Origin of the sequence: Sanguibacter sp. Leaf3, from assembly GCF_001425965.1 — a bacterium.
GTDB lineage: Bacteria > Actinomycetota > Actinomycetes > Actinomycetales > Cellulomonadaceae > Sanguibacter > Sanguibacter inulinus.
In genome coordinates, this window is record NZ_LMRH01000002.1 from 460,332 (window position 1) to 480,659 (window position 20,328).

The 20,328-nt window shown below is 70.1% G+C and carries 15 protein-coding genes; 7 read left to right on the forward strand and 8 right to left on the reverse strand.

The window, feature by feature from the left end; all coding sequences use genetic code 11:
- Positions 1-67 precede the first annotated feature (67 nt).
- Entirely contained in the window at positions 68-1,402 is a 1,335-nt protein-coding gene (locus ASG53_RS09500) for a glutamine synthetase family protein (RefSeq protein ID WP_056131994.1), read from the forward strand.
- 61 nt (positions 1,403-1,463) lie between these two features.
- Complete coding sequence (locus ASG53_RS09505) at positions 1,464-4,574, forward strand: bifunctional [glutamine synthetase] adenylyltransferase/[glutamine synthetase]-adenylyl-L-tyrosine phosphorylase (RefSeq protein WP_056131997.1); 3,111 nt, start codon at positions 1,464-1,466, stop codon at positions 4,572-4,574.
- Positions 4,575-4,588: 14 nt separating this feature from the next.
- Here the strand turns inward: ASG53_RS09505 and ASG53_RS09510 are convergent, their stop codons facing one another.
- Complete coding sequence (locus tag ASG53_RS09510; RefSeq protein WP_056132000.1) at positions 4,589-5,857, reverse strand: AI-2E family transporter; 1,269 nt, start codon at positions 5,855-5,857, stop codon at positions 4,589-4,591.
- Positions 5,858-6,214: 357 nt separating this feature from the next.
- On the opposite strand from ASG53_RS09510, the gene ASG53_RS09515 reads away from it, so the two are divergent.
- The 3 genes from ASG53_RS09515 (at position 6,215) to ASG53_RS09530 (ending at position 11,515) form a co-directional block, all read left to right on the forward strand.
- Complete coding sequence (locus ASG53_RS09515) at positions 6,215-9,556, forward strand: glycoside hydrolase family 9 protein (RefSeq protein WP_235533891.1); 3,342 nt, start codon at positions 6,215-6,217, stop codon at positions 9,554-9,556.
- A gap of 16 nt (positions 9,557-9,572) precedes the next feature.
- Positions 9,573-10,691, forward strand: a complete 1,119-nt coding sequence (locus tag ASG53_RS09525; RefSeq protein WP_235533892.1) for a LacI family DNA-binding transcriptional regulator — start codon at positions 9,573-9,575, stop codon at positions 10,689-10,691.
- A gap of 65 nt (positions 10,692-10,756) precedes the next feature.
- On the forward strand, positions 10,757-11,515 hold the full coding sequence (locus ASG53_RS09530) for a class I SAM-dependent methyltransferase (protein ID WP_056132012.1): 759 nt from the start codon (positions 10,757-10,759) through the stop codon (positions 11,513-11,515).
- 222 nt (positions 11,516-11,737) lie between these two features.
- Here the strand turns inward: ASG53_RS09530 and ASG53_RS09535 are convergent, their stop codons facing one another.
- On the reverse strand, positions 11,738-12,352 hold the full coding sequence (locus ASG53_RS09535) for an MBL fold metallo-hydrolase (RefSeq protein WP_056132015.1): 615 nt from the start codon (positions 12,350-12,352) through the stop codon (positions 11,738-11,740).
- On the reverse strand, positions 12,352-13,452 hold the full coding sequence (locus ASG53_RS09540) for an S-(hydroxymethyl)mycothiol dehydrogenase (RefSeq protein WP_056132018.1): 1,101 nt from the start codon (positions 13,450-13,452) through the stop codon (positions 12,352-12,354). Before ASG53_RS09540 ends, ASG53_RS09535 begins: the two co-directional genes overlap by 1 nt.
- Before the next feature lie 368 nt (positions 13,453-13,820).
- Here ASG53_RS09540 and ASG53_RS09545 point away from each other — a divergent pair, with 368 nt between their 5' ends.
- On the forward strand, positions 13,821-14,945 hold the full coding sequence (locus tag ASG53_RS09545) for a hypothetical protein (protein WP_082543952.1): 1,125 nt from the start codon (positions 13,821-13,823) through the stop codon (positions 14,943-14,945).
- Positions 14,946-15,112: 167 nt separating this feature from the next.
- Here ASG53_RS09545 and glnA read toward each other — a convergent pair whose 3' ends face one another.
- On the reverse strand, positions 15,113-16,537 hold the full coding sequence (gene glnA, locus ASG53_RS09550) for a type I glutamate--ammonia ligase (RefSeq protein ID WP_056132023.1): 1,425 nt from the start codon (positions 16,535-16,537) through the stop codon (positions 15,113-15,115).
- Positions 16,538-16,777: 240 nt separating this feature from the next.
- On the opposite strand from glnA, the gene ASG53_RS09555 reads away from it, so the two are divergent.
- Positions 16,778-17,215, forward strand: a complete 438-nt coding sequence (locus tag ASG53_RS09555) for an RDD family protein (RefSeq protein ID WP_156382740.1) — start codon at positions 16,778-16,780, stop codon at positions 17,213-17,215.
- 106 nt (positions 17,216-17,321) lie between these two features.
- Here the strand turns inward: ASG53_RS09555 and ASG53_RS09560 are convergent, their stop codons facing one another.
- From ASG53_RS09560 to ASG53_RS09575, 4 genes are all read right to left on the reverse strand, one after another.
- A complete protein-coding gene (locus tag ASG53_RS09560) occupies positions 17,322-18,065 on the reverse strand; it encodes a DUF4191 domain-containing protein (protein ID WP_056132028.1) in 744 nt (247 codons plus the stop codon).
- A 46-nt stretch (positions 18,066-18,111) separates the two neighbouring features.
- A complete protein-coding gene (gene lipA, locus ASG53_RS09565; RefSeq protein ID WP_056132031.1) occupies positions 18,112-19,113 on the reverse strand; it encodes a lipoyl synthase in 1,002 nt (333 codons plus the stop codon).
- An 83-nt stretch (positions 19,114-19,196) separates the two neighbouring features.
- On the reverse strand, positions 19,197-19,850 hold the full coding sequence (gene lipB / locus ASG53_RS09570; protein ID WP_056132034.1) for a lipoyl(octanoyl) transferase LipB: 654 nt from the start codon (positions 19,848-19,850) through the stop codon (positions 19,197-19,199).
- A 9-nt stretch (positions 19,851-19,859) separates the two neighbouring features.
- Positions 19,860-20,306, reverse strand: coding sequence for a MarR family winged helix-turn-helix transcriptional regulator (locus ASG53_RS09575; RefSeq protein ID WP_235533893.1), 447 nt, complete (start codon positions 20,304-20,306; stop codon positions 19,860-19,862).
- Positions 20,307-20,328: the final 22 nt, after the last annotated feature.

A 20,328-nucleotide genomic window follows, 5' to 3' on the forward strand; every position in this document is an offset into this window, starting at 1 on the left:
GTGCTTTCCCTCGGCGATTTCCGTCTGTCGCGCACCAAAAGCCTCTGGCATCAGCCATGATGGACCCATGGACAGGCAGCAAGAGTTCGTGCTCCGCACGGTCGAGGAGCGCGACATCCGCTTCATCCGCCTCTGGTTCACCGACGTGCTCGGGATGCTCAAGTCCGTTGCGATCGCACCGGCCGAGCTCGAGTCCGCGTTCTCCGAGGGCATCGGCTTCGACGGCAGCGCCATCGAGGGGCTGACGCGCGTCTACGAGGCGGACATGATCGCCCGGCCCGACCCCACGACCTTCCAGGTGCTGCCCTGGCGTGGTGAACATCACGGGACCGCCCGGATGTTCTGCGACATCCTCACCCCCGACGGTGAGCCCTCGCTCGCGGACTCCCGCAACGTGCTCAAGCGCGCCCTCGCGAAGGCCTCTGACCAGGGGTTCACCTTCTACACGCACCCCGAGGTCGAGTTCTACCTCTTCGAGCCGCCGACGGCCGACGGCCCGTTGGTCCCGATCGACCACGGCGGGTACTTCGACCACGTCGCCCGCACGCAGGGTCACGACTTCCGCCGCGCCGCGATCACGATGCTCGAGTCCATGGGCATCTCGGTCGAGTTCTCCCACCACGAGGCGGGCCCCGGCCAGAACGAGATCGACCTGCGCTACGCGGACGCCCTCACCACGGCCGACAACCTCATGACCTTCCGCACGGTCATCAAGGAGGTGGCGCTCGAGCAGGGCGTGTTCGCCTCCTTCATGCCCAAGCCGCTCGCCGACCAGCCGGGCTCGGGCATGCACACCCACCTCTCGCTCTTCGAGGGGGACCGCAACGCCTTCCACGAGCCCGGGGCGCAGTACGAGCTGTCGAAGACGGCCCGTCACTTCATCGCCGGTCTCCTCGTGCACGCCGCCGAGATCACCGCCGTTACCAACCAGCACGTGAACTCCTACAAGCGCCTGTGGGGCGGGGCCGAGGCCCCGAGCTACGTCTGCTGGGGCCACAACAACCGCTCCGCGCTCGTGCGGGTGCCCATGTACAAGCCGGGCAAGGGCAACTCGAGCCGCGTGGAGTACCGCGCGCTCGACACCGCCGCCAACCCGTACCTGGCCTTCGCGCTCACGCTCGCGGCCGGTCTCAAGGGCATCGAAGAGGGCTACGAGCTGCCCGAGGCGACCGACGACGACGTGTGGGAGCTCACCGACGCCGAGCGTCGCGCGCTCGGCATCAAGCCGCTCCCGCAGACCCTCGACGACGCGATCAGCCTCATGGAGAAGTCCGAGCTCGTCGCCGAGACCCTCGGCGAGCACGTCTTCGACTTCGTGCTCAAGAACAAGCGCCAGGAGTGGCAGGGCTACAGCCAGCAGGTCACGCCCTTCGAGCTCAAGCGCCTGCTCCAGGTCCTCTGACCCGGCCGACGCCCACGACCCGCCCTGACCTGCCCGCAGACCGACTGACGGAAGCACGCTGATGGTGAGCACCTCCCGGACCACGTCCTTGACCGGGAGACTCACCCGGCTCGGTTTCTCCGACGTCGCGCGCGCAGCCCAGCTGTGCGGGGACAAAGACCTCACGGCCGTCGTGGGGGAGGTGCAGCCGAGCTCAGCCCTGCTGCCCGCCCTCGCGGCCACGGCCGACCCCGACCTCGCGCTCATCGCCCTCATCCGGCTGTGCTGCGCGGCGACCGTCGACCCGGACCACGCGCAGCGCGCCGCCCTGCTGGGACGCCTGCTGTCGGGGGACACCGAGGGCATCGACGCCGTGCACCTCGCCCCGGACGAGCAGCTGGTCCGGGACAGGCTGCTGGGCGTCCTCGGCGCCTCGGTCGCGCTCGGTGACGAGCTCGTGCGGCACCCCGAGCTGCTCGACGTCGTGAGCGACACGACGAGCGGGGTCGGGGTCGACGTCAACCTGGTCCGGGCCGAGCTGCTCCGCGCGGTCGGGGCGGACCCCGAGGCTGACGTCCCGGTCGCCGGGAGGCCGGAGATCGAGGCGACCGACGCGATGCGCCGGGCCTACCGCAGCCGGCTGCTGCGGATCGCGGCGAGCGACCTCACGTCGCCCGAGCCGCTGTCGATCCTGCCGGCCGTCGCCGCCGCGCTGGCCGACCTCGCGTCGGCGGCCCTCGAGGCCGCTCTCGCGGTCGCCCGCGGCGAGCTGCCCGACCACGGTGCCGGTGTCCGGCTCTCGGTCCTGGGGATGGGCAAGTGCGGCGGGCGCGAGCTCAACTACGTGAGCGACGTCGACGTCGTCTACGTCGCGGAGCCGACCGAGGGGACCGACGAGAGCGACGCGATGGCCGCGGGCGCGAAGCTCGCCACGATCCTCACCCGGGTGTGCGGGGGAGGGCCGAGCAGCGTGCCGGCGCTGTGGCCCGTCGACGCCGCGCTGCGTCCCGAGGGCAAGAACGGGCCGCTCGTGCGTACCCTGTCCAGCCATGTCTCGTACTACGAGCGCTGGGCCAAGACCTGGGAGTTCCAGGCGCTCCTCAAGGCCCGCCACGTGGCCGGGGACGTCGAGCTCTCGCGGGCGTACACCGAGGCGATCACCCCGCTCGTGTGGTCGGCCGTCGAGCGGGAGAACTTCGTCGAGGACTCCCAGGCGATGCGCCGCCGCGTCGAGGACAACGTCCCGGCCGCCGAGGCCGACCGTCAGCTCAAGCTGGGCAAGGGTGGGCTGCGCGACGTCGAGTTCACCGTCCAGCTGCTCCAGCTGGTGCACGGGCGGTCCGACCCGTCGATCCTCAGCTCCAACACGCTGACCGCCCTCGCGGCACTCGCCAGCGCCGGGTACGTGGGCCGCGAGCACGCCGCCCAGCTGGCCGTCTGCTACAGGTTCTTGAGGGTCCTCGAGCACCGCATCCAGCTGGTCAACCTGCGGCGCACGCACCTCATGCCGACAGGTGAGCAGGACCTGCGTCGACTCGCGCGCTCGGCCGGCATGCGCAGCGACGGCGCCGAGGGGCTCGTCCAACGCTGGAAGACCGTGCGCCGCGACGTCCGCACGCTCCACGAAGAGCTGTTCTACAGGCCGCTGCTGCCCGCCACGGCCCAGCTGTCGGCCGAAGAGGCGAGCCTGGCGCCCGAGGCAGCCCGCGCGCGCCTCGCGGCCATCGGCTACCGCGACCCCAAGGGCGCGATGCGCCACATCGCCGTGCTCACCGAAGGGGTCAGCCGGCGGGCCGCGATCCAGCGTCAGCTGCTGCCCGTGATGCTCGGCTGGTTCGCCGAGGGCTCGGACCCGGACGGTGGGCTGCTCGCCTTCAGGCGGCTCTCCGAAGAGCTCGGCACCACCCACTGGTACCTCAAGCTGCTGCGGGACTCCGGGTCCGCCGCCTACAGGCTCGCCTCGCTCCTCTCGACGTCTCGCTACGTCGCGGAAGCCCTCGGTCGCTCGCCCGAGTCGGTCACCTGGCTCGCCGAGGACAGCGACCTCACGCCCCGTCCGCTCGCCCGTCTGGTCGCGGAGTCCGACGCCGTGCTGACCCGCGCTGACGACCAGGTGCGGGCCATCACCGTGCTGCGGGCGATGCGCCGTCGCGAGCTCGCCCGGATCGCGTGCGCCGAGCTGCTCGGGCTGTGCGAGGCGCCTGCTGCGGCGCTGGGCATCTCCGACGCCGCAGACGCCGTGCTGCGCGGGGCGCTGCGCGTCGCGGAGTTCGTGCTGTGCGAAGAGGCCGGGCTGACCCGGGCGCAGGCTCCCGCCGCGATGTCGATCATCGCGATGGGCCGCCTCGGTGGCCGTGAGCTCGGCTACGGCTCGGACGCCGACGTCATGTTCGTCTACAGGGCGTCACCCGGGACCGAGGACGCCGTCGCCCAGAGGTACGCCCTCGACGTCGCACGCAAGGTGCGGTCGTCGCTCAGCGGGTCGAGTGAGGAGCCGCCGCTCCAGGTCGACGCCGACCTGCGCCCCGAGGGCCGCAACGGTCCTCTCGTGCGCTCCTTCGACTCCTACGCCGGGTACTACGGCCGCTGGTCGGCTGCCTGGGAGAGCCAGGCGCTGCTGCGTGCCCGGGCTGTCGCGGGCGACGAGACGCTCGGGGCGGACTTCGAGCGGCTCATCGACCCGCTCCGCTTCCCGGCCTCCGGGCTGGACGCGGCGACGGTCCGGGAGATCCGACGTATCAAGGCACGGGTCGAGGCCGAGCGGCTGCCCCGTGGTGTCGACCCGGCACGGCACCTCAAGCTCGGGCGCGGCGCGATCAGCGACGTCGAGTGGACCGTCCAGCTGCTCCAGCTGCAGCACGGGAACGCCGTCGAGGGCCTGCGGACCACCGAGACGCTCGCCGGGCTCGAGGCGGCGGTCGTCGCCGGGCTCGTCGAGCGCGACGACGCCGACGTCCTGTCCGAGGCCTGGCAGCTCGCCTCGAACCTGCGCGACGCCCTCGTGCTGTGGTCCGGACGCGTCGGCGGGGCGACGGCCGACGTCCTGCCCTCCGACATCGCGGCGCTCAGCGGGATCGCCCGCGTGGTGCACTACCCGCCCGGCAGCGGCGCGCAGCTCGAGCAGGACTACCTGCGTTCGGCGCGACGGGCGCGTGCCGTCGTCGAGCGGCTGTTCTACGACTTCGAGGACTGAGCGCAGGGCGGCGATCAGTCCCGGGTGCCGTCCGTGCCGCGGTCCGGGAGCGGAGGCTCAGACTGCGCGCGCCCGTCGGCTGCCGAGTCGTGCGCTGTCGCTCGAGCGGCGGCTGCCGTGCTCTCGTCGGCCTCCGCCGCCCCGTCGCTGGACTCCTCCTCGCCTCCGTCGCTGTCACCGGGTGCGGGGTCGTGCAGCATGTGGGAGTCCACGAGCTCGTGTCGGCGCAGGTACGTGGTCGCGACGGCCTGGATGGTCGCGGCGACGGGCAGGCTGAGGAAGGCACCGAGAGCGCCGAAGACGGCGCCGAAGGCGAGCACCACGACGAAGGACACCGCGGGGTTCATCTGGAGGGCGCGGGCCGAGATCTTCGGTGACAGCCACATGTTCTCGACCTGCTGGTACAGGATGATGAACCCGAGGACCATGACGGCCTTCTGCCAGCTGCCGCCCGTGAGCGCGAAGACGATCGGCAGCGCACCGCCGATGTAGGTACCGATGGTCGGCACGAACTGCGAGACGACCCCTGTGAAGAGCGCGAGGGGCAGCGCGTACGGGATGTCGATGATCGTGAGGAACACCCCTGTGAAGAAGCTCGCGATCGCCGCGAGCACCACACGCGAGTTGATGTAGTCCGAGATCTTGATCTGCGTGATCTCCCACAGGCGCAGCACCTCGGTCTGGTTCTTGGGTCGCAGCCACCCGCAGATCGACGCACGGAACTTGGGGCCGGCCGCAGCGAGGTAGTACGAGACGAGCAAGATCGTCGCGAAGGCGAAGAGGCCACCGATCACCGAGGTGCCGATCGCCAGGGCACGCGAGGCGACCTCGTTGCCGTAGTCCTGCAGCAGCTGGGCCTGGAGGTCTTCCATCTCGGGGATCACGACGTCGAACTGCTTCTCCGCCCAGAGCGTCACGGAGTCGTAGGTGCTGGGCAGCGACCGGATGAGGTCACCGGCCTGCTCGAGGAACATCCGGCCGAAGAGCGCGATGACCGCGGCGGCTGCAGCCAGCAGGCTGAACAGTACCGAGGCTGTCGCAGCCCCGCGCTTCCAGCCGTGCTTGACCAGCCACAAGATCATCGGCTCCATCGCGAGCGCGAGGAACAGCGCGATGATGAGGTTGACGATGAGGCTCGTGAGCGAGCCGAGGGCGCGCCACACGAAGATCGCGGCGAAGACCGTCACCACCCCGGACAAGAGCGCCCGGCCCAGCCAGCGCGGAGGACGCCGGGAGTAGTACGACGCAGGGGGCGCGGCAGGCGCTGCGGGGGACAGGTTCATGGCTCGACGGCTCTCGGGTGGGTCCTGGGGAAGGCACGGGCGTGCCTCCTGCAGAGGCGGGCACAGGGCACGCAGGTGCAGGGACATTGGACCACGCCGTGCGTCGCTCCGCTGGCAGGCCCCGCCTAACTGGAAGCGCTCCCGGCTTGCTCCCACTCTCATCCAGGTGATAGTTTCCGGGGCACGCTCGCGAGACCGTCTCCCCCGACCAGGTGTGGGAGCGCTCCCGCACAGAATGGAGACATCGTGGTTTCCCCTCGTCATGCACGACAGGCGCTCGCCGTCCTGACCGCGTCATCGATCTCGGCAGCGCTGGTGCTCGCCACCGCTGTCGCACCAGCGGCGACAGCCAGCCCCTTGAGCACGGAGCACACCTTCACCGGAGGCGATCCCGAGGGGTGGCACTCCTACGCCAGCTCGGGCAGCGTCACCACCTCGACCGCGACCGAGGAGTTCTGCTCCACGGTCTCGGGAGGCACCAATCCCTGGGACGTCGCCGCCCAGCACGACGACCTCACCTTCGACCGCGACACCACCTACACGATGTCCTTCGACGCCCGGGCCGACCAGCCGGTCACCCTCCCGCTCCAGGTCGGCGCGACCTACCCGGCGACCTCCGCGCGGCAGGTGGTCCTCGACGGCACCGCGACCCCGCAGCACGTCGAGCTCACGGTCTCGCCGGCGACGTGGCCCACGACGAGCACAGACGCCGGGTCCCCGCTCGCCGACGGGTGGACGACCACGAGCGGGCTCGCCGTGCTCCAGCTCGGTGCGCAGGCTGTCCCGTACACCGTCTGCATCGACGACGTCTCGATCACGGAGCGCACGGACCCGACCGACCCGACCGACCCCACGGACCCCACCGATCCGACAGACCCCACCGATCCGACCGACCCTGCGGAGCAGGTCGTCGGAGGTGACTTCGAGGACGGGGCCATCGCCCCCTTCTACGCAGTCGGACCCGGTGTGACGAGCGCTGTCACCGACGGCGTCCTGTGCGTCGAGCTCGGTGCCGGGACCTCGAACCGGTGGGACCAGATCGTCGGGTACAACGGGATCGTCATCGAGCCCGGCACCACCTACACCCTCTCCTTCGACGCGAGCTCCTCGAACGGCCGACCGGTCCGCGCGATCATCGGCGACGACGAGGACCCCTACACGGTCCTGCTCGAGAACAACCCCACGCTCAGCGCCGACATGCGCTCCTACACCTACACCTTCACCGCCGAGCGGGGCTTCCCGACCGACGGCGCCACGAGCCCGGGCATCGGGGAGATCTCGTTCCAGGTCGGCGGCTCGGACACCCCGTGGACCTTCTGCCTCGACGACGTCTCGCTCCTGAGCGGGACCGAGACTCCGCCCTACACCCCGGAGACGGGCCCACGGGTGCGGGTCAACCAGGTGGGTTACCTGCCTGCAGGCCCGAAGGAGGCGACCCTCGTGACAGACGCACCCGCCGCTCTCCCGTGGGAGCTGCACGACGCCCAGGGCGTGACTGTCGCATCGGGGACCACGGCGCCGGCCGGGCTCGACCCGACAGCAGGCGTGGCTGTCCACGAGATCGACTTCTCGGGCGTGACCGCGCCCGGCACGTACACCCTCGTGGCGGACGGTGAGGAGAGCTACGACTTCACCGTCGGAGCGGACATCTACCAGCAGCTGCGCTACGACGCGCTCAACTACTTCTACCCGGCCCGCAGCGGCATCGAGATCGACGGCTCGCTCATGGTCGGCCAGCCGGACGCGCAGGAGTACAGCCGTCCGGCAGGGCACGTCGGCACTCCCGACGGCGCCGACGGCGGCCCCAACCGCGGAGACGTCGACGTCGCGTGCCTCACGCCGGAGACCGAGGGGCAGTACTGGATGTACGGAGACTGGACGTGCGACTACACGGCCGACGTCACGGGTGGGTGGTACGACGCCGGGGACCACGGCAAGTACGTGGTCAACGGTGGCATCGCCGTCGCCCAGCTCCTCTCCACCTACGAGCGGACCCTGACCAGCCCGACCGGAGCCGGCGCGGACCTCGGGGACGGCACGCTGAACATCCCGCTCGACGAGCAGACGAACGGGGTCCCGGACGTCCTCGACGAGGCACGCTGGGAGCTCGAGTGGATGATGAAGATGCAGGTGCCGGCCGACGCCGCCATGTACCCGGGGATGGTGCACCACAAGGTCGCCGACGCTGACTGGACCGGCCTGCCGCTCCTGCCCTCGCAGGACGCCCAGGAGCGCTATCTGCACAGGCCCTCGACGGCCGCCACGCTGAACTTCGCCGCGGTCGCCGCCCAGGGGGCCCGGCTGTGGGAGCAGTACGACCCGCAGTTCGCCGCCGACCTGCTCGCGGCCGGGCGAGTCGCGTGGGATGCCGCGCTGCGGACCCCCGACCTCTACGCCCCGGCTCCCAACGACGACCCGAGCACGGGCAGCGGACCCTACGACGACGACTCCGTCGGCGACGAGCTCTACTGGGCCGCGGCCGAGCTCTTCCTCACCACGGGGGACCAGGTCTTCGAGGACCACGTCCTGGCGAGCGAGTACCACACGGCGGACATCTGGACGTCGGGCGGATTCAACTGGTTCGAGACGGCAGCGCTCGGCCGGCTCGACCTCGCGACAGTCGAGTCCGACCTGCCAGGACGCGCCGCGGTCCGCGACTCGGTCGTCGAGGCGGCCGAGCGGTACATCGCATGGCAGCAGGGTGAACCCTTCGGGACGGCCTACCCGGGGTCCGACGGGATCTACAGCTGGGGCTCGAACAGCGCGATCCTCAACAACCAGGTCGTGCTGGGCACAGCCTTCGACCTCACGAGCGACCAGCGCTTCGCCGACGCCGTGCTCGAGTCGATGGACTACCTGCTCGGCCGCAACGCGCTCAACAACTCGTACGTCACGGGGTACGGGCAGCAGTTCTCCCAGAACCAGCACAGCCGCTGGTTCGCCCACTCCCTCGAGCCGTCGCTGCCGAACCCTCCGCGCGGCTCGGTGTCCGGTGGCCCGAACTCCGACGCCGTCACGTGGGACCCCGTCATCAAGTCGCTCTACGGGCCTGACCGCATGTGTGCCCCGCAGGCCTGCTACGTGGACGACATCCAGTCCTGGTCGACCAACGAGATCACGGTCAACTGGAACTCCGCGCTCACCTGGGTCGCGTCCTTCGTCGCCGACCAGCAGGACGGCGACGCCTCGGGCGCGGGGACCGTGGTGGTCGTGACGAGCGACCCCGCAGACGTCACGGCCGTCGACGGCCAGCAGGCCAGCATGAGCGCTGCCGCGACCGGGAGCCCGGCACCGGACGTCCAGTGGCAGCGGCTGACCGCAGGAGTCTGGACGGACGTGCCCGAGGCGACCTCGACGACCCTCACGCTCACCGCGAGGCTGGGGGAGGGGGCTCAGTACAGGGCGTACTTCGCCAACGCCTTCGGTGGCGTCTACACCGAGCCCGCGACGCTCGAGGTGACCGAGAGTCCCGAGGTCGTGGCGCCGTCACCGGTCGTCGACCCGCCCGTCGAGGAGACGGCTCGTGGGGCAGGTGGCGGGGCGCAGGACGGTCGCGGCGGAGCGCTCGCCGCCACAGGGGCGGACCCTGCGTGGGTCGTCGTCGCCGGTCTGCTGCTCGTCGCGGGGTTCACGGCGACCGGCGTCGCGCGACGTGGTCGACGCAGCCGTGACGGGTCAGCGCCGGGGGCCCGCGCCTGACAGTAGGCTGACCGCCATGCCCGAGGACCCGATGCACGACCCGTCGTCCGCGCCGCCCCGCCCGCCCAGCCTCCCGTCGAGCCACAGGTCCAGACGACCCACGCTCGACGAGGTGGCGCGGCGGGCCGGGGTGTCGCGGTCGGCGGCGTCGCGCGCCATGAACAACGCCCGCAACGTGAGCCCGGCCAAGCGTGAGGCGATCGAGCGGGCCGCCGAGGAGCTGGGCTACGTCCCGAACGCCACGGCCCGCGCGCTCGTGACGAACAGGGTCGGCTCGGTCGTCCTCGCCTTCTCCGGGGACGACCCAGCCTTCTTCGGCGACCCGTTCTTCTCACAGGTGGTGGTCGGGGTCGCCACGGTCCTCGAGAAGGCCGAGCTCGACCTCACCCTGGTGCTGGCCTCGGCCCCGAACGGGCAGGCGCGGATCGAGCGTCTGCTGCGCTCGCGCCGGACCGACGGCGTGATGCTCATGGCGCTGCGCCGCGACGACCCCCTGGCACGGGTGGCCGACGCGACAGACCTGCCGATCGTGTTCTGCGGGCGCCCGCTCACCGGCGACCCTCGCTGGTACGTCGACGCAGACAACCGCGGAGGTGCGCGGAGCGCGACCGAGCACCTGCTCCGCTCGGGGCGTCGGCGCCTCGCGGTCATCACCGGGCCGATGGACCAGGAGGCCTCGGTGGCCCGCTGGCAGGGCTTCGTCGACGCGATGGCCGTGGCAGGACTGGCGCCGTCGCTCGTCGAGCAGGCGGACTTCAGTCACGACGGCGGGGCTCAGGCGATGGCTCGCCTGCTCGCGGCCGACCCTGAGCTCGACGCCGTCTTCGTGGCGTCGGACAACATGGCTGCCGGTGCCGTCAGCACGCTCCGGGCGCACGGTCGGACGGTGCCGGGCGACGTGGCCGTCGTCGGCTTCGACGACCTCGACGTCGCCCGGCACACCGACCCGCCGCTGACCACGGTCCACCAGCCGGTCCGGGCCCTCGGGCACGAGATGGCGTCGATGCTCATCCGGGTGATGGACGGGGAGAGCCCGAGCCCGATCATCCTGCCGACGCACCTGGTGGTCCGTGAGTCTGCGCCGTCGTCGTCCGGCGCGGAGGCCTCGGGCCTTCCTGCTGCGATGCCGGGATAGGCGCGCGGGACGCTCGAGACGCAATCTCGTTGCGCCCGGGCGGACAGACCGGGCAGCATCGAAGCATGTCACGCACCTACGAAGACCTCGTCGCCGAGGCGTCGGCCGTCTCCGTCGACGGCTGGGACTTCAGCTGGCTCGACGGCAGGGCGACCGAAGAACGCCCGTCGTGGGGGTACCAGCGGATCATGTCGGAGCGGCTCGCGGTGTCGTCCGCGGCGCTCGACGTGCAGACCGGCGGGGGAGAGGTCCTCGCGGGGGCTCCCGTGCTCCCCGCCGTCATGGCGGCCACCGAGTCGTGGCCGCCGAACGTCACGGTCGCGACGAGGCTGCTGCGTCCACGTGGGGTGGTGGTCGTCGCGGACCCGGACGAGCCCCCGCTGCCCTTCGCCGACGGTGCCTTCGACCTCGTGGTGAGCCGCCACCCGGTGACGGTCTGGTGGGACGAGATCGCCCGGGTGCTCGAGCCCGGGGGCACGTACCTGTCCCAGCAGGTCGGTGCCGCGAGCATGTTCGGCCTGGTCGAGCACTTCCTCGGGCCCTTGCCGCAGGAGTCTTACAGGGCGCGGCACCCCGACGACGCCGTGCGTGACGCGGAGGCGGCGGGGCTCGAGGTCGTCGACCTGCGGAGCGAGACGCTGCGCACCGAGTTCTTCGACGTGGGGGCTGTCGTCTACTACCTGCGCAAGGTGATCTGGATGGTCCCCGGATTCACGGCCGAGGGGTACGAGGAGAGGCTTCGGGCCCTTCACGACGTGATCGAGCGTGAGGGGTCCTTCGTCGCGCACTCGACGCGGTTCTTGATCGACGCGCGTCGGCGGTAGGGCGAGGGGCGCCGGGTGAGCCGGCTCTCGGAGTCCGGACGCTAGCGGCACGACACGGGCAGGCTCGGTCGCGCAGAGTCAGACAGGGGACGTGCGACAGTGCCGGAAGCGCCCCACATGACAGCGCCGGCCCCCGGACAGAAGACAGCGCCGGCCCCTCTCGCGCGTCACGTGAGAGGGGCCGGCGCTGTGGAGGACCGACCAGGTCGGCCTGCGGCGCTGTCAGCTGTCGAGGTTCGTCTTCTCTGCGCCGATCGTCGTGTCGTCACCGTGCCCGGTGTGCACCACCGTCTCGTCCGGCAGCGCGAAGAGCCGGGTTCGGATCGAGGCCTCGATCGTCGGACGGTCGCTGAAGGAGCGACCCGTCGCGCCGGGTCCGCCGTTGAACAGGGTGTCCCCGGTGAAGACGCTCCCGAGATCGGGGGCGTAGAGGCAGACCGCTCCGGGCGCGTGACCGGGGGTGTGCAGGACCGTGAGCGTCGTGCCGGCGACCTCGAGGGTCTGCCCGTCGGACAGGTCGTGGTCCCATGTGGTCGACGTGCCGTGCGTCAGCTCCCAGACGGGGCGGTCGGCCGGGTGCAGGTAGATCGGCGCACCGGTCCGCTCGCGCAGCTCGGGTGCCACCCGCACGTGGTCGTCGTGCGCGTGGGTGCAGACGATCGCGGTCAGCCGGCGGTCACCCACGGCCGCGAGGATCTGGTCGACCGAGTGCGGTGCGTCGATGACGAGGCACTCGCTGTCGTCGCCGACGATCCACACGTTGTTGTCGACGTCGAAGGTCTCACCGTCGAGGCTGAAGGTCCCCGAGGTGACGACGTGGTCGGTGCGGGCGGCCATCAGAGCACCACGACCGAGCGCAGGACGTCGCCGTCGTGCATCCGCTCGAAGGCGGCCTCGATGTCGTTGATGCCGATCTCCTCGGTGACGAAGGCGTCGAGGTCCAGGCGTCCCTGCTGGTACAGGTCGACGAGCATCGGGAAGTCGCGGCGCGGCAGGCAGTCGCCGTACCAGCTGGACTTGAGCGACCCGCCGCGGCCGAACACGTCGAGCAGCGGGATCTCGGGGACCGTCATCTCCGGGGTCGGCACGCCGACGAGGACCACGGTGCCGGCGAGGTCGCGGGCGTAGAAGGCCTGCTTCCAGGTCTCGGGGCGACCGACGGCCTCGATGACGATGTCAGCACCCTCGGCGCCCGGGTAGGTCTTCGAGGCGATCTCGCGGATGGCCTCGACGGGGTCGACCTGCGAGGAGTCGACGGTGTGGGTCGCGCCGAGCTTCTTGGCGGTCTCGAGCTTCTTGGCGTCGATGTCCACGGCGATGATCGGGCTCGAACCGGCGAGCGCGGCACCGGCGATCGCGGCGACGCCGACCCCGCCGCAGCCGATGACGGCGACAGACTTCCCGCGGGTGGCGCCACCGGTGTTGATGGCCGCACCGATGCCGGCCATGATGCCGCAGCCGAGGAGGCCCACAGCAGCCGGGCGGGCCGACGGGTCGACCTTCGTGCACTGGCCTGCGGCGACGAGGGTCTTGTCGGCGAAGGCCCCGATGCCGAGAGCCGGGGTGAGCTCGGTGCCGTCTTCGAGGGTCATCTTCTGCGTGGCGTTCGCGGTGTTGAAGCAGTACTGCTGCTCGCCGCGCTTGCAGGCACGGCACTCGCCGCACACCGCGCGCCAGTTGAGGACGACGAAGTCACCGGGGGCGACCTCGGTGACACCCTCTCCGACGGACTCGACGACACCTGCGGCCTCGTGGCCGAGCAGGAACGGGAACTCGTCGTTGATGCCGCCCTGACGGTAGTGCAGGTCGGTGTGGCAGACGCCGCAGGCCTGGATGGCCACGACGGCCTCGCCCGGCCCGGGGTCGGGGACGTTGATGGTGACGATCTCGACCGGCGCGTCTTTGGCGCGGGCGATGACGGCTTGGACCTGCTGCATGGGGGGAGACCTTTCCTACGACGACAGCCACCAGTCTCTCAGGCCGGGCTGCGGCGCGCCGACCCGGTTGGTGTGATGGACCGGACTCAGGCGGCTCTCACCCCTCACCGCGAAGGTGCTCGCGCACGCTGGCGAGACAGAAGAGATATTGAGAGCAGATTGTCTTTTTTGTCGGACCGGGCCATCCTTGTCCTTTGTGCAGGCGTGATTGCCAAGTCTTCGTGCAGTGAACGTGGCGGACACCTGCAGAGCCGTCATCCGCTCAGAGGTCCTGACCGGAACGACCCACTTGGGAGACCGACGATGAAGATGAACTGCGACTCTCTACCCGGACGGCGTAGCTCCTCAGTCGGATTCCAGAGATCCTGATGCACCTCGTCGATTCCCGAGACCGGCGTCCTCATGCGCTCGATCTGGCCGAACCCGTCAGGATCTACTCGTGCGGATACACACCGCGAGAGCGCATCCACCTGGGGAATGCGAGGCCGTTCGTCCTCGCCGACCTGCTGCGCCGTGCAGTCGATGCAGCAGGCGCTGAAGCAGTGCTCGTCCAGGCCGTCTCGGACGTCGACAGGCGGGTAGATGCTGCAGCGTCCGCTGCGGACCAGACGCGACAGTCGTTCGTCGCGGCACGCGTCGAGGCCTACCTCGCAGACAGCTCGTCGATCGGAGTGCGGGCGTCTCACCGACGGCCCGTGGCGAGCGACCATATCGAGGCGATGATCGGCCTCGTCGCTGCACTCCACGACCAGGGTCTGACGACAGAAGACGAGGCGGGGCTTCGTCTCACAGGCGCACCGTCACTAGCCTCCGTGGATCTCGAGCACCTGGACCCTGACGGAGTCATCCGGTCGATGATGTGCTTCACAGGACAGCAGTGGGATGTGCGGCGAGAGCCGCTCCTGTGGAGGAGAGACCTGACGTCGGGCTGGTGCAGCCCTTGGGGCACGGGTCTGCCGGACGAGAGTGTCGTGTGTGCCGCGCTCGCCCACACATACCTCGGGACACCGGTGTCGGTGCACGTCGGGTCTGTCGATCTCTACTCCCATCACGAGATCGAGATGGCGGCCGGCACGTTCGCCTATGGAGACGAGCTCGCGACGACGTGGATCCACTCGGGATTGGTGCACGTCGGCGGTCAGAGGATGGCGAACAGTGCCGGGAACGTCATACCCGTCCATCAGGCGGTCGCTGAGGTCGGCCCCGATGCGGTTCGGCTTCTCTATCTCGGGACGCACTATGCCGAACCGTTGGACGCTGACCGGACGAGGCTCCACGCTGCTCGTCGCCGAGCAGATCGGCTTCGTAGCGCGATCGGGTCCGCGCCTCAGCATGCCGAGGAGTCTGGCCTCCTGAGTGCGGTCAGGGGCGCACTCGATGCTGACCTTGACACCCCACTGGCGATCAATCTTCTAGAAGAGGCTGCCGCAGGAACGGTCGGACAGGCGGAGCTGCGGGCGGCATCGAGCCTGCTCGGGGTGCTGTACATGTGACGCCGTGGGTGGTCGCCAGCGTGAGATGTGGCCGACGTGCGGGCGGGGACTACCGGACGTCAAGGTATCGGTCCACCGGCAGACGACAGCACCCCGCCCGCCTCGAGGGCGGACGGGGTGCTGCGTGCGTTCAGCTCACGGACCTGCTCTCGCAGGCCCGGCGACCGTCAGAGGTCGTAGTAGAGCTCGAACTCGTGCGGGTGCGGGCGCAGGCGGATCGGGTCGATCTCGTGGGTGCGCTTGTAGTCGATCCACGTCGAGATGAGGTCGGGCGTGAAGACGTCGCCGACGGTCAGGAAGTCGTGGTCGGCCTCGAGGGCGTCGAGGGCCTCGCCGAGCGACGCGGGCACCTGCTGGATCGCCGCGTGCTCCTCGGGCGGGAGCTCGTAGAGGTCCTTGTCGACGGGCTCCGGGGGCTCGATGCGGTTCTTGATGCCGTCGATGCCGGCGAGCAGCTGCGCGGCGAAGGCGAGGTACGGGTTCGCCGACGGGTCGGGCACGCGGAACTCGATGCGCTTGGCCTTGGGCGAGTTGCCGGTCACCGGGATGCGGATGCAGGCAGAGCGGTTACGGGCCGAGTACACCAGGTTGACAGGGGCCTCGTAGCCGGGGACCAGGCGGTGGTAGGAGTTCACCGACGGGTTGGTGAAGGCGAGCAGCGCGGGGGCGTGCTTGAGCAGACCGCCGATGTACCAGCGAGCCATGTCGGAGAGTCCGCCGTAGCCCTTCTCGTCGAAGAACAGCGGCACGCCGTCCTTCCAGAGGGACTGGTGGGAGTGCATGCCCGAGCCGTTGTCACCGAAGATCGGCTTCGGCATGAAGGTCGCGGACTTGCCGGCGTCCCAGGCGACGTTCTTGATGACGTACTTGAACTTCATCAGGTCGTCAGCAGCCGCGGTCAGGGTCGAGAAGCGGTAGTTGATCTCCTGCTGGCCAGCGGTGCCCACCTCGTGGTGCGCGCGCTCGACGTCGAGACCGACCTCACCGAGGACTGCGCACATCTCGTCGCGCAGGTCGGCCATCTGGTCGTTGGGGGAGACGGGGAAGTAGCCACCCTTGTACCGGGTCTTGTAGCCGAGGTTGCCACCCTCCTCGACGCGGCCGGTGTTCCAGGCTGCTTCCTTCGAGTCGATGTGGAAGTAGGACTCGTTCGCGGACGTCTTGAAGCGCACGTCGTCGAAGATGTAGAACTCGGCCTCGGGGGCGAAGAACGCGGTGTCGGCGATGCCGGTGCTCTTGAGGTACGCCTCGGCCTTGAACGCGACGTTGCGCGGGTCGCGGGAGTAGGCCTCGTCGGTGAAGGGGTCGACGATCGAGAAGTTGACGATGAGCGTCTTGCGCTTGCGGAAGGGGTCGACGTACGCGGTGGTGACATCGGGGATGAGCTTCATGTCCGACTCGTGGATCGCCTGGAAGCCGCGGATCGAGGACCCGTCGAACATCATGCCGTCGGTGAAGGCCGACTCGGCGAACTGTGAGATCGGGATGTTGAAGTGCTGCATCACACCTGGCAGGTCGCAGAACCGCACGTCGACGAACTCGACGCCCTCGTTCTGGGTGAAGGCGATTGCCTCCTCGGCGTTCTTGAACATCCGCTACTCCTTGTTCGATGTCGCCCTGGCGTGACGGGCATGTCCAACCTAGGGGCGGTGGGTTTCCCCACCGTGTTCCCTCTGTTTCAAGCATGTTACGAACCTGTGCCCTGTGTCACGTCCGTGTGTCCGCCCAGCGGACCCCGGTGGTCCGCATGCTCGCAGGGTGAGCAGCGTCTGGTCACGTGCTGGATGGCCCTCACGGGCTCGCCGGCGGGCCCCGCCACGTATCCTCGAGGTGTGGCATCACGTGACGACATCGGCTCTTGGCTCGAAGGCACCCCGCAGGGCGACGACGGACGCGGCGGGCGGCTCGGGCTGCCCCGTTCAGGTCCGGGGTCTCTCGCACCTGTCGGTCGGCGGCTCGCCGCGCTCGTGATCGACTGGGTGGTCGCGAGCCTCATCAGCCTGGCCCTCTTCGACTACCACTCGATGGCCACCCTCGCGGTCTTCGCCGTCGAGAACATCCTGCTCGTCTCGAGCCTCGGCTTCACGATCGGGCACCGTGCGCTCGGTCTGGTCGTCCGCCCCGAGGTGCCCCAGATCCAGTCCGTCGGTCTGCTCCGCGGCGCGATCCGCGGAGTCCTGCTCTGCCTCGTGATCCCCGCGGTCATCTGGGACGGCGACGGCCGCGGTCTCCACGACAAGGCCGCCCGCACAGTCATCGTCCGCCGCTAATACTGCGGTCATCGCGACGCCAGAGACCCAACCCGGGAACGACAGAGCGACGCCCACCCCTGCTGGGGTGGGCGTCGCTCTGGGTCTGGCCTGGTGTGCGGTGCGGTCAGCGCTGGCCCTTGCGGTCGGGGCGGGCGCGGTTCGGGTCGACGCCCTTGGGGATCGGCATCCGGATCTTGCCGAGCGCGGTGAGGCGCTTGCCGACCTCGCCGACCTCAGCCTTGGTGAGCTTCGGCTTGAGCTTCTGCACGTGGCGCGCGAGCTTCGGCAGCGGGACCTGGCCCTCGCCGTTGCCGCACTGGACGACCGTGACCGGCACGCCCGAGAGGATGCGGCCGAGCTTGCGCTGCTCGGCGTCGATGAGCTTCTTCACGCGGTTCGAGGGGCCCTCGGTCACGAGCACGATCCCGGGACGCCCCAGGCCGCGGAACAGCAGGTCCTGGGTCTTCGGGTCGACGGCGGCGGGCTCTTCGTCGAAGGTCCAGCCGCGGCGGATCGTGCCGAGCGCGGCGCGCGAGGCGCCGGGCTGTCCTTCGATCTCCGCGTACTGCGACCTCTCGGCGCGGCGGGCGAGCACGAACATCGCGCCGAGCAGCCCGAAGGGGATGCCGATGATCGCCATGTAGATCGGCTGACCCCACCAGAGACCGATCGCGACGGCGACGGCGACGATGCCGACGAAGACCGCGAGCATGATCCACGGCACCTTGCGGTCCCGCGCATAGGTCATCTTGTAGGCCTGGAAGACCTGGTGATACCAGCGGACCTTCTTCGGCTTCTTCTGCTTGGGGGCGCTCTGGGCGTCTGTGGCAACGCCTGTGGCGGTTGCGTCCTTGTTCTTGCGGGCCATGGTCCTCAGTCTAGCGGGGCGCGATGGTGCTCCGGAGAGCGGGTCGTCAGCGGGCGAGCAGGCTCGACGCCTCCTGGCGTGACGTCGTCGGCTCGGTGAGGTGGGCGAGCGTCTCGGGCACCGCGAGTCCGCGCCTGCGCATGGCCTGCCCCCACAGGCGACCGGCCCTGTACGAGGACCTGACGAGCGGACCGGCCATGACACCGGAGAAGCCCATGCTGTCGGCAGCCTCGGAGAGCTCGACGAACTCTTCGGGCCGTACCCAGCGGTCGACGGGGTGGTGGCGGACGGACGGACGCAGGTACTGGGTGATCGTCACGAGGTCGCACCCGGCGTCGGAGAGGTCCTGCAGGGCGTCCCGGGCCTCGTCGGTCGTCTCGCCCATGCCGAGGATGAGGTTCGACTTGGTGACCAGCCCTGCCTCGCGGGCCCGGGTGATCACGGACAGGGACCGCTCGTAGCGGAACCCGGGCCGGATCTGCCGGAAGATGCGCGGGACGGTCTCGACGTTGTGGGCGAGCACCTCTGGCCGGGAGTCGTTGACGGCGTCGAGGAGCTCGGGGACGGCGTTGAAGTCGGGGATGAGCAGCTCGACGCCGGTCCCGGGGTTGAGTGCGTGGATCTGGCGGACCGTCTCGGCGTAGAGCCACGCGCCCCCGTCCGGGAGATCGTCACGGGCCACGCCTGTGACCGTCGAGTACCGCAGGCTCATGGTGCGGACCGACTCGGCTACCCGGCGCGGCTCGTCGGTGTCCAGGTCGGCCGGCTTCCCGGTGTCGATCTGGCAGAAGTCGCAGCGCCGCGTGCACTGGTCCCCGCCGATGAGGAAGGTCGCCTCGCGGTCTTCCCAGCACTCGAAGATGTTCGGGCAGCCGGCCTCTTCGCAGACTGTGTGGAGACCCCCGGATCTCACGAGCCCCTTGAGCTCTGTGTACTCGGGCCCCATGGTGGCGCGGGTCTTGATCCAGTCGGGCTTCTTCTCGATCGGCGTCGCGGCGTTGCGTGCCTCGACACGGAGCATGCGGCGCCCCTCGGATGCGATGGTCACGTACTGTCCCCCAGAGATAGTTTCTGGTCAGCGTACAACAATCGACCGAGACGTTTGATGCCACCTCGTCCGGCGACCGGCCGTCAGGCCGTGGTGGCTCCGAGGTGCTCACGCAGGCGCGCGCGCAGGTGCGCCTCGAGCAGCGGCGCGACCTCTGTCACGGTCACGGTCCGGCCCAGCTCGAGGCTGAGCGTCGTCACCCCCGCGTCGGTGATGCCGCACGGCACGATCGCCGCGTACGGGGCGAGGTCGGCGTCGCAGTTGAGCGCGAGGCCGTGCATCGTCACGTCCCGTGCCACCCGGACCCCGATCGCGCAGACCTTGCGGGCGGGGAGGTCGGCGGTCGGGGCGCACCAGACTCCTGACCGGCCCTCGACGCGGACCGTCTCGAGGCCGAGGTCTCGGCACACCGCTACGACGGCGTCCTCGAGCAGCCGGACGTAGGCGACCACGTCGACCGGGGCAGGGAGCGGCACGACCGGGTAGGCGACGAGCTGACCCGGGCCGTGCCAGGTGATCTTGCCGCCGCGGTCCACGTCGACGACCTGGAGCCCGTCGGTCGGTCGCTCAGCCTGGCGGGTCCGGCGACCGGCTGTGTAGACGGAGGCGTGCTCGACCAGCAGCACGGTGCCCGGCCGTGTCCCGGCGACGACCTCCGCGTGCAGCTCGCGCTGCAGCCTCCACGTCTCCTCGAAGCTGACGAGCCTGGTCCCGAGGTCGACCTGCCGGAATTCCATCGCCTCAGGCTAGCGCGGGTCGGCCTCGGCCTCGGGGGCCTGTGCGCGCACCATGTCGACGAGGATCTCGCGGAGCGTCGTCATCTGCTCGGGTGTCAGGCCGGTACCGGCGATGGCCTCACCCTGCTCGGGCCGGGCGGCCTCGGCGGCGACGGTGCGGCCGGCATCGGTGAGGAGCACCACCTGTCGACGTGCGTCGGTCGGGTCGGGGGTGCGCGTCACGTACCCGAGGCGCTCGAGGCGGGCGACGGTGCGGCTCATTGTCTGCTCGGTCACGTTCGAGAGCGCCGCGATCTCGCGCTGCGAGTGGCCTCCGCGCAGCAGGTGCAGCAGCACGGGCAGGCTCGCGTGGTTGAGCCCCCAGCCGTCCAGGTGGTTGTTCCACTGGCGCTCGAGCCCGCGCGCGACGTGCGAGAGGAGCCGGCCTGTGGCCCACGTCGACGGGTCGTCGGGCATCCCCACGCTCCTCTCCACTTGC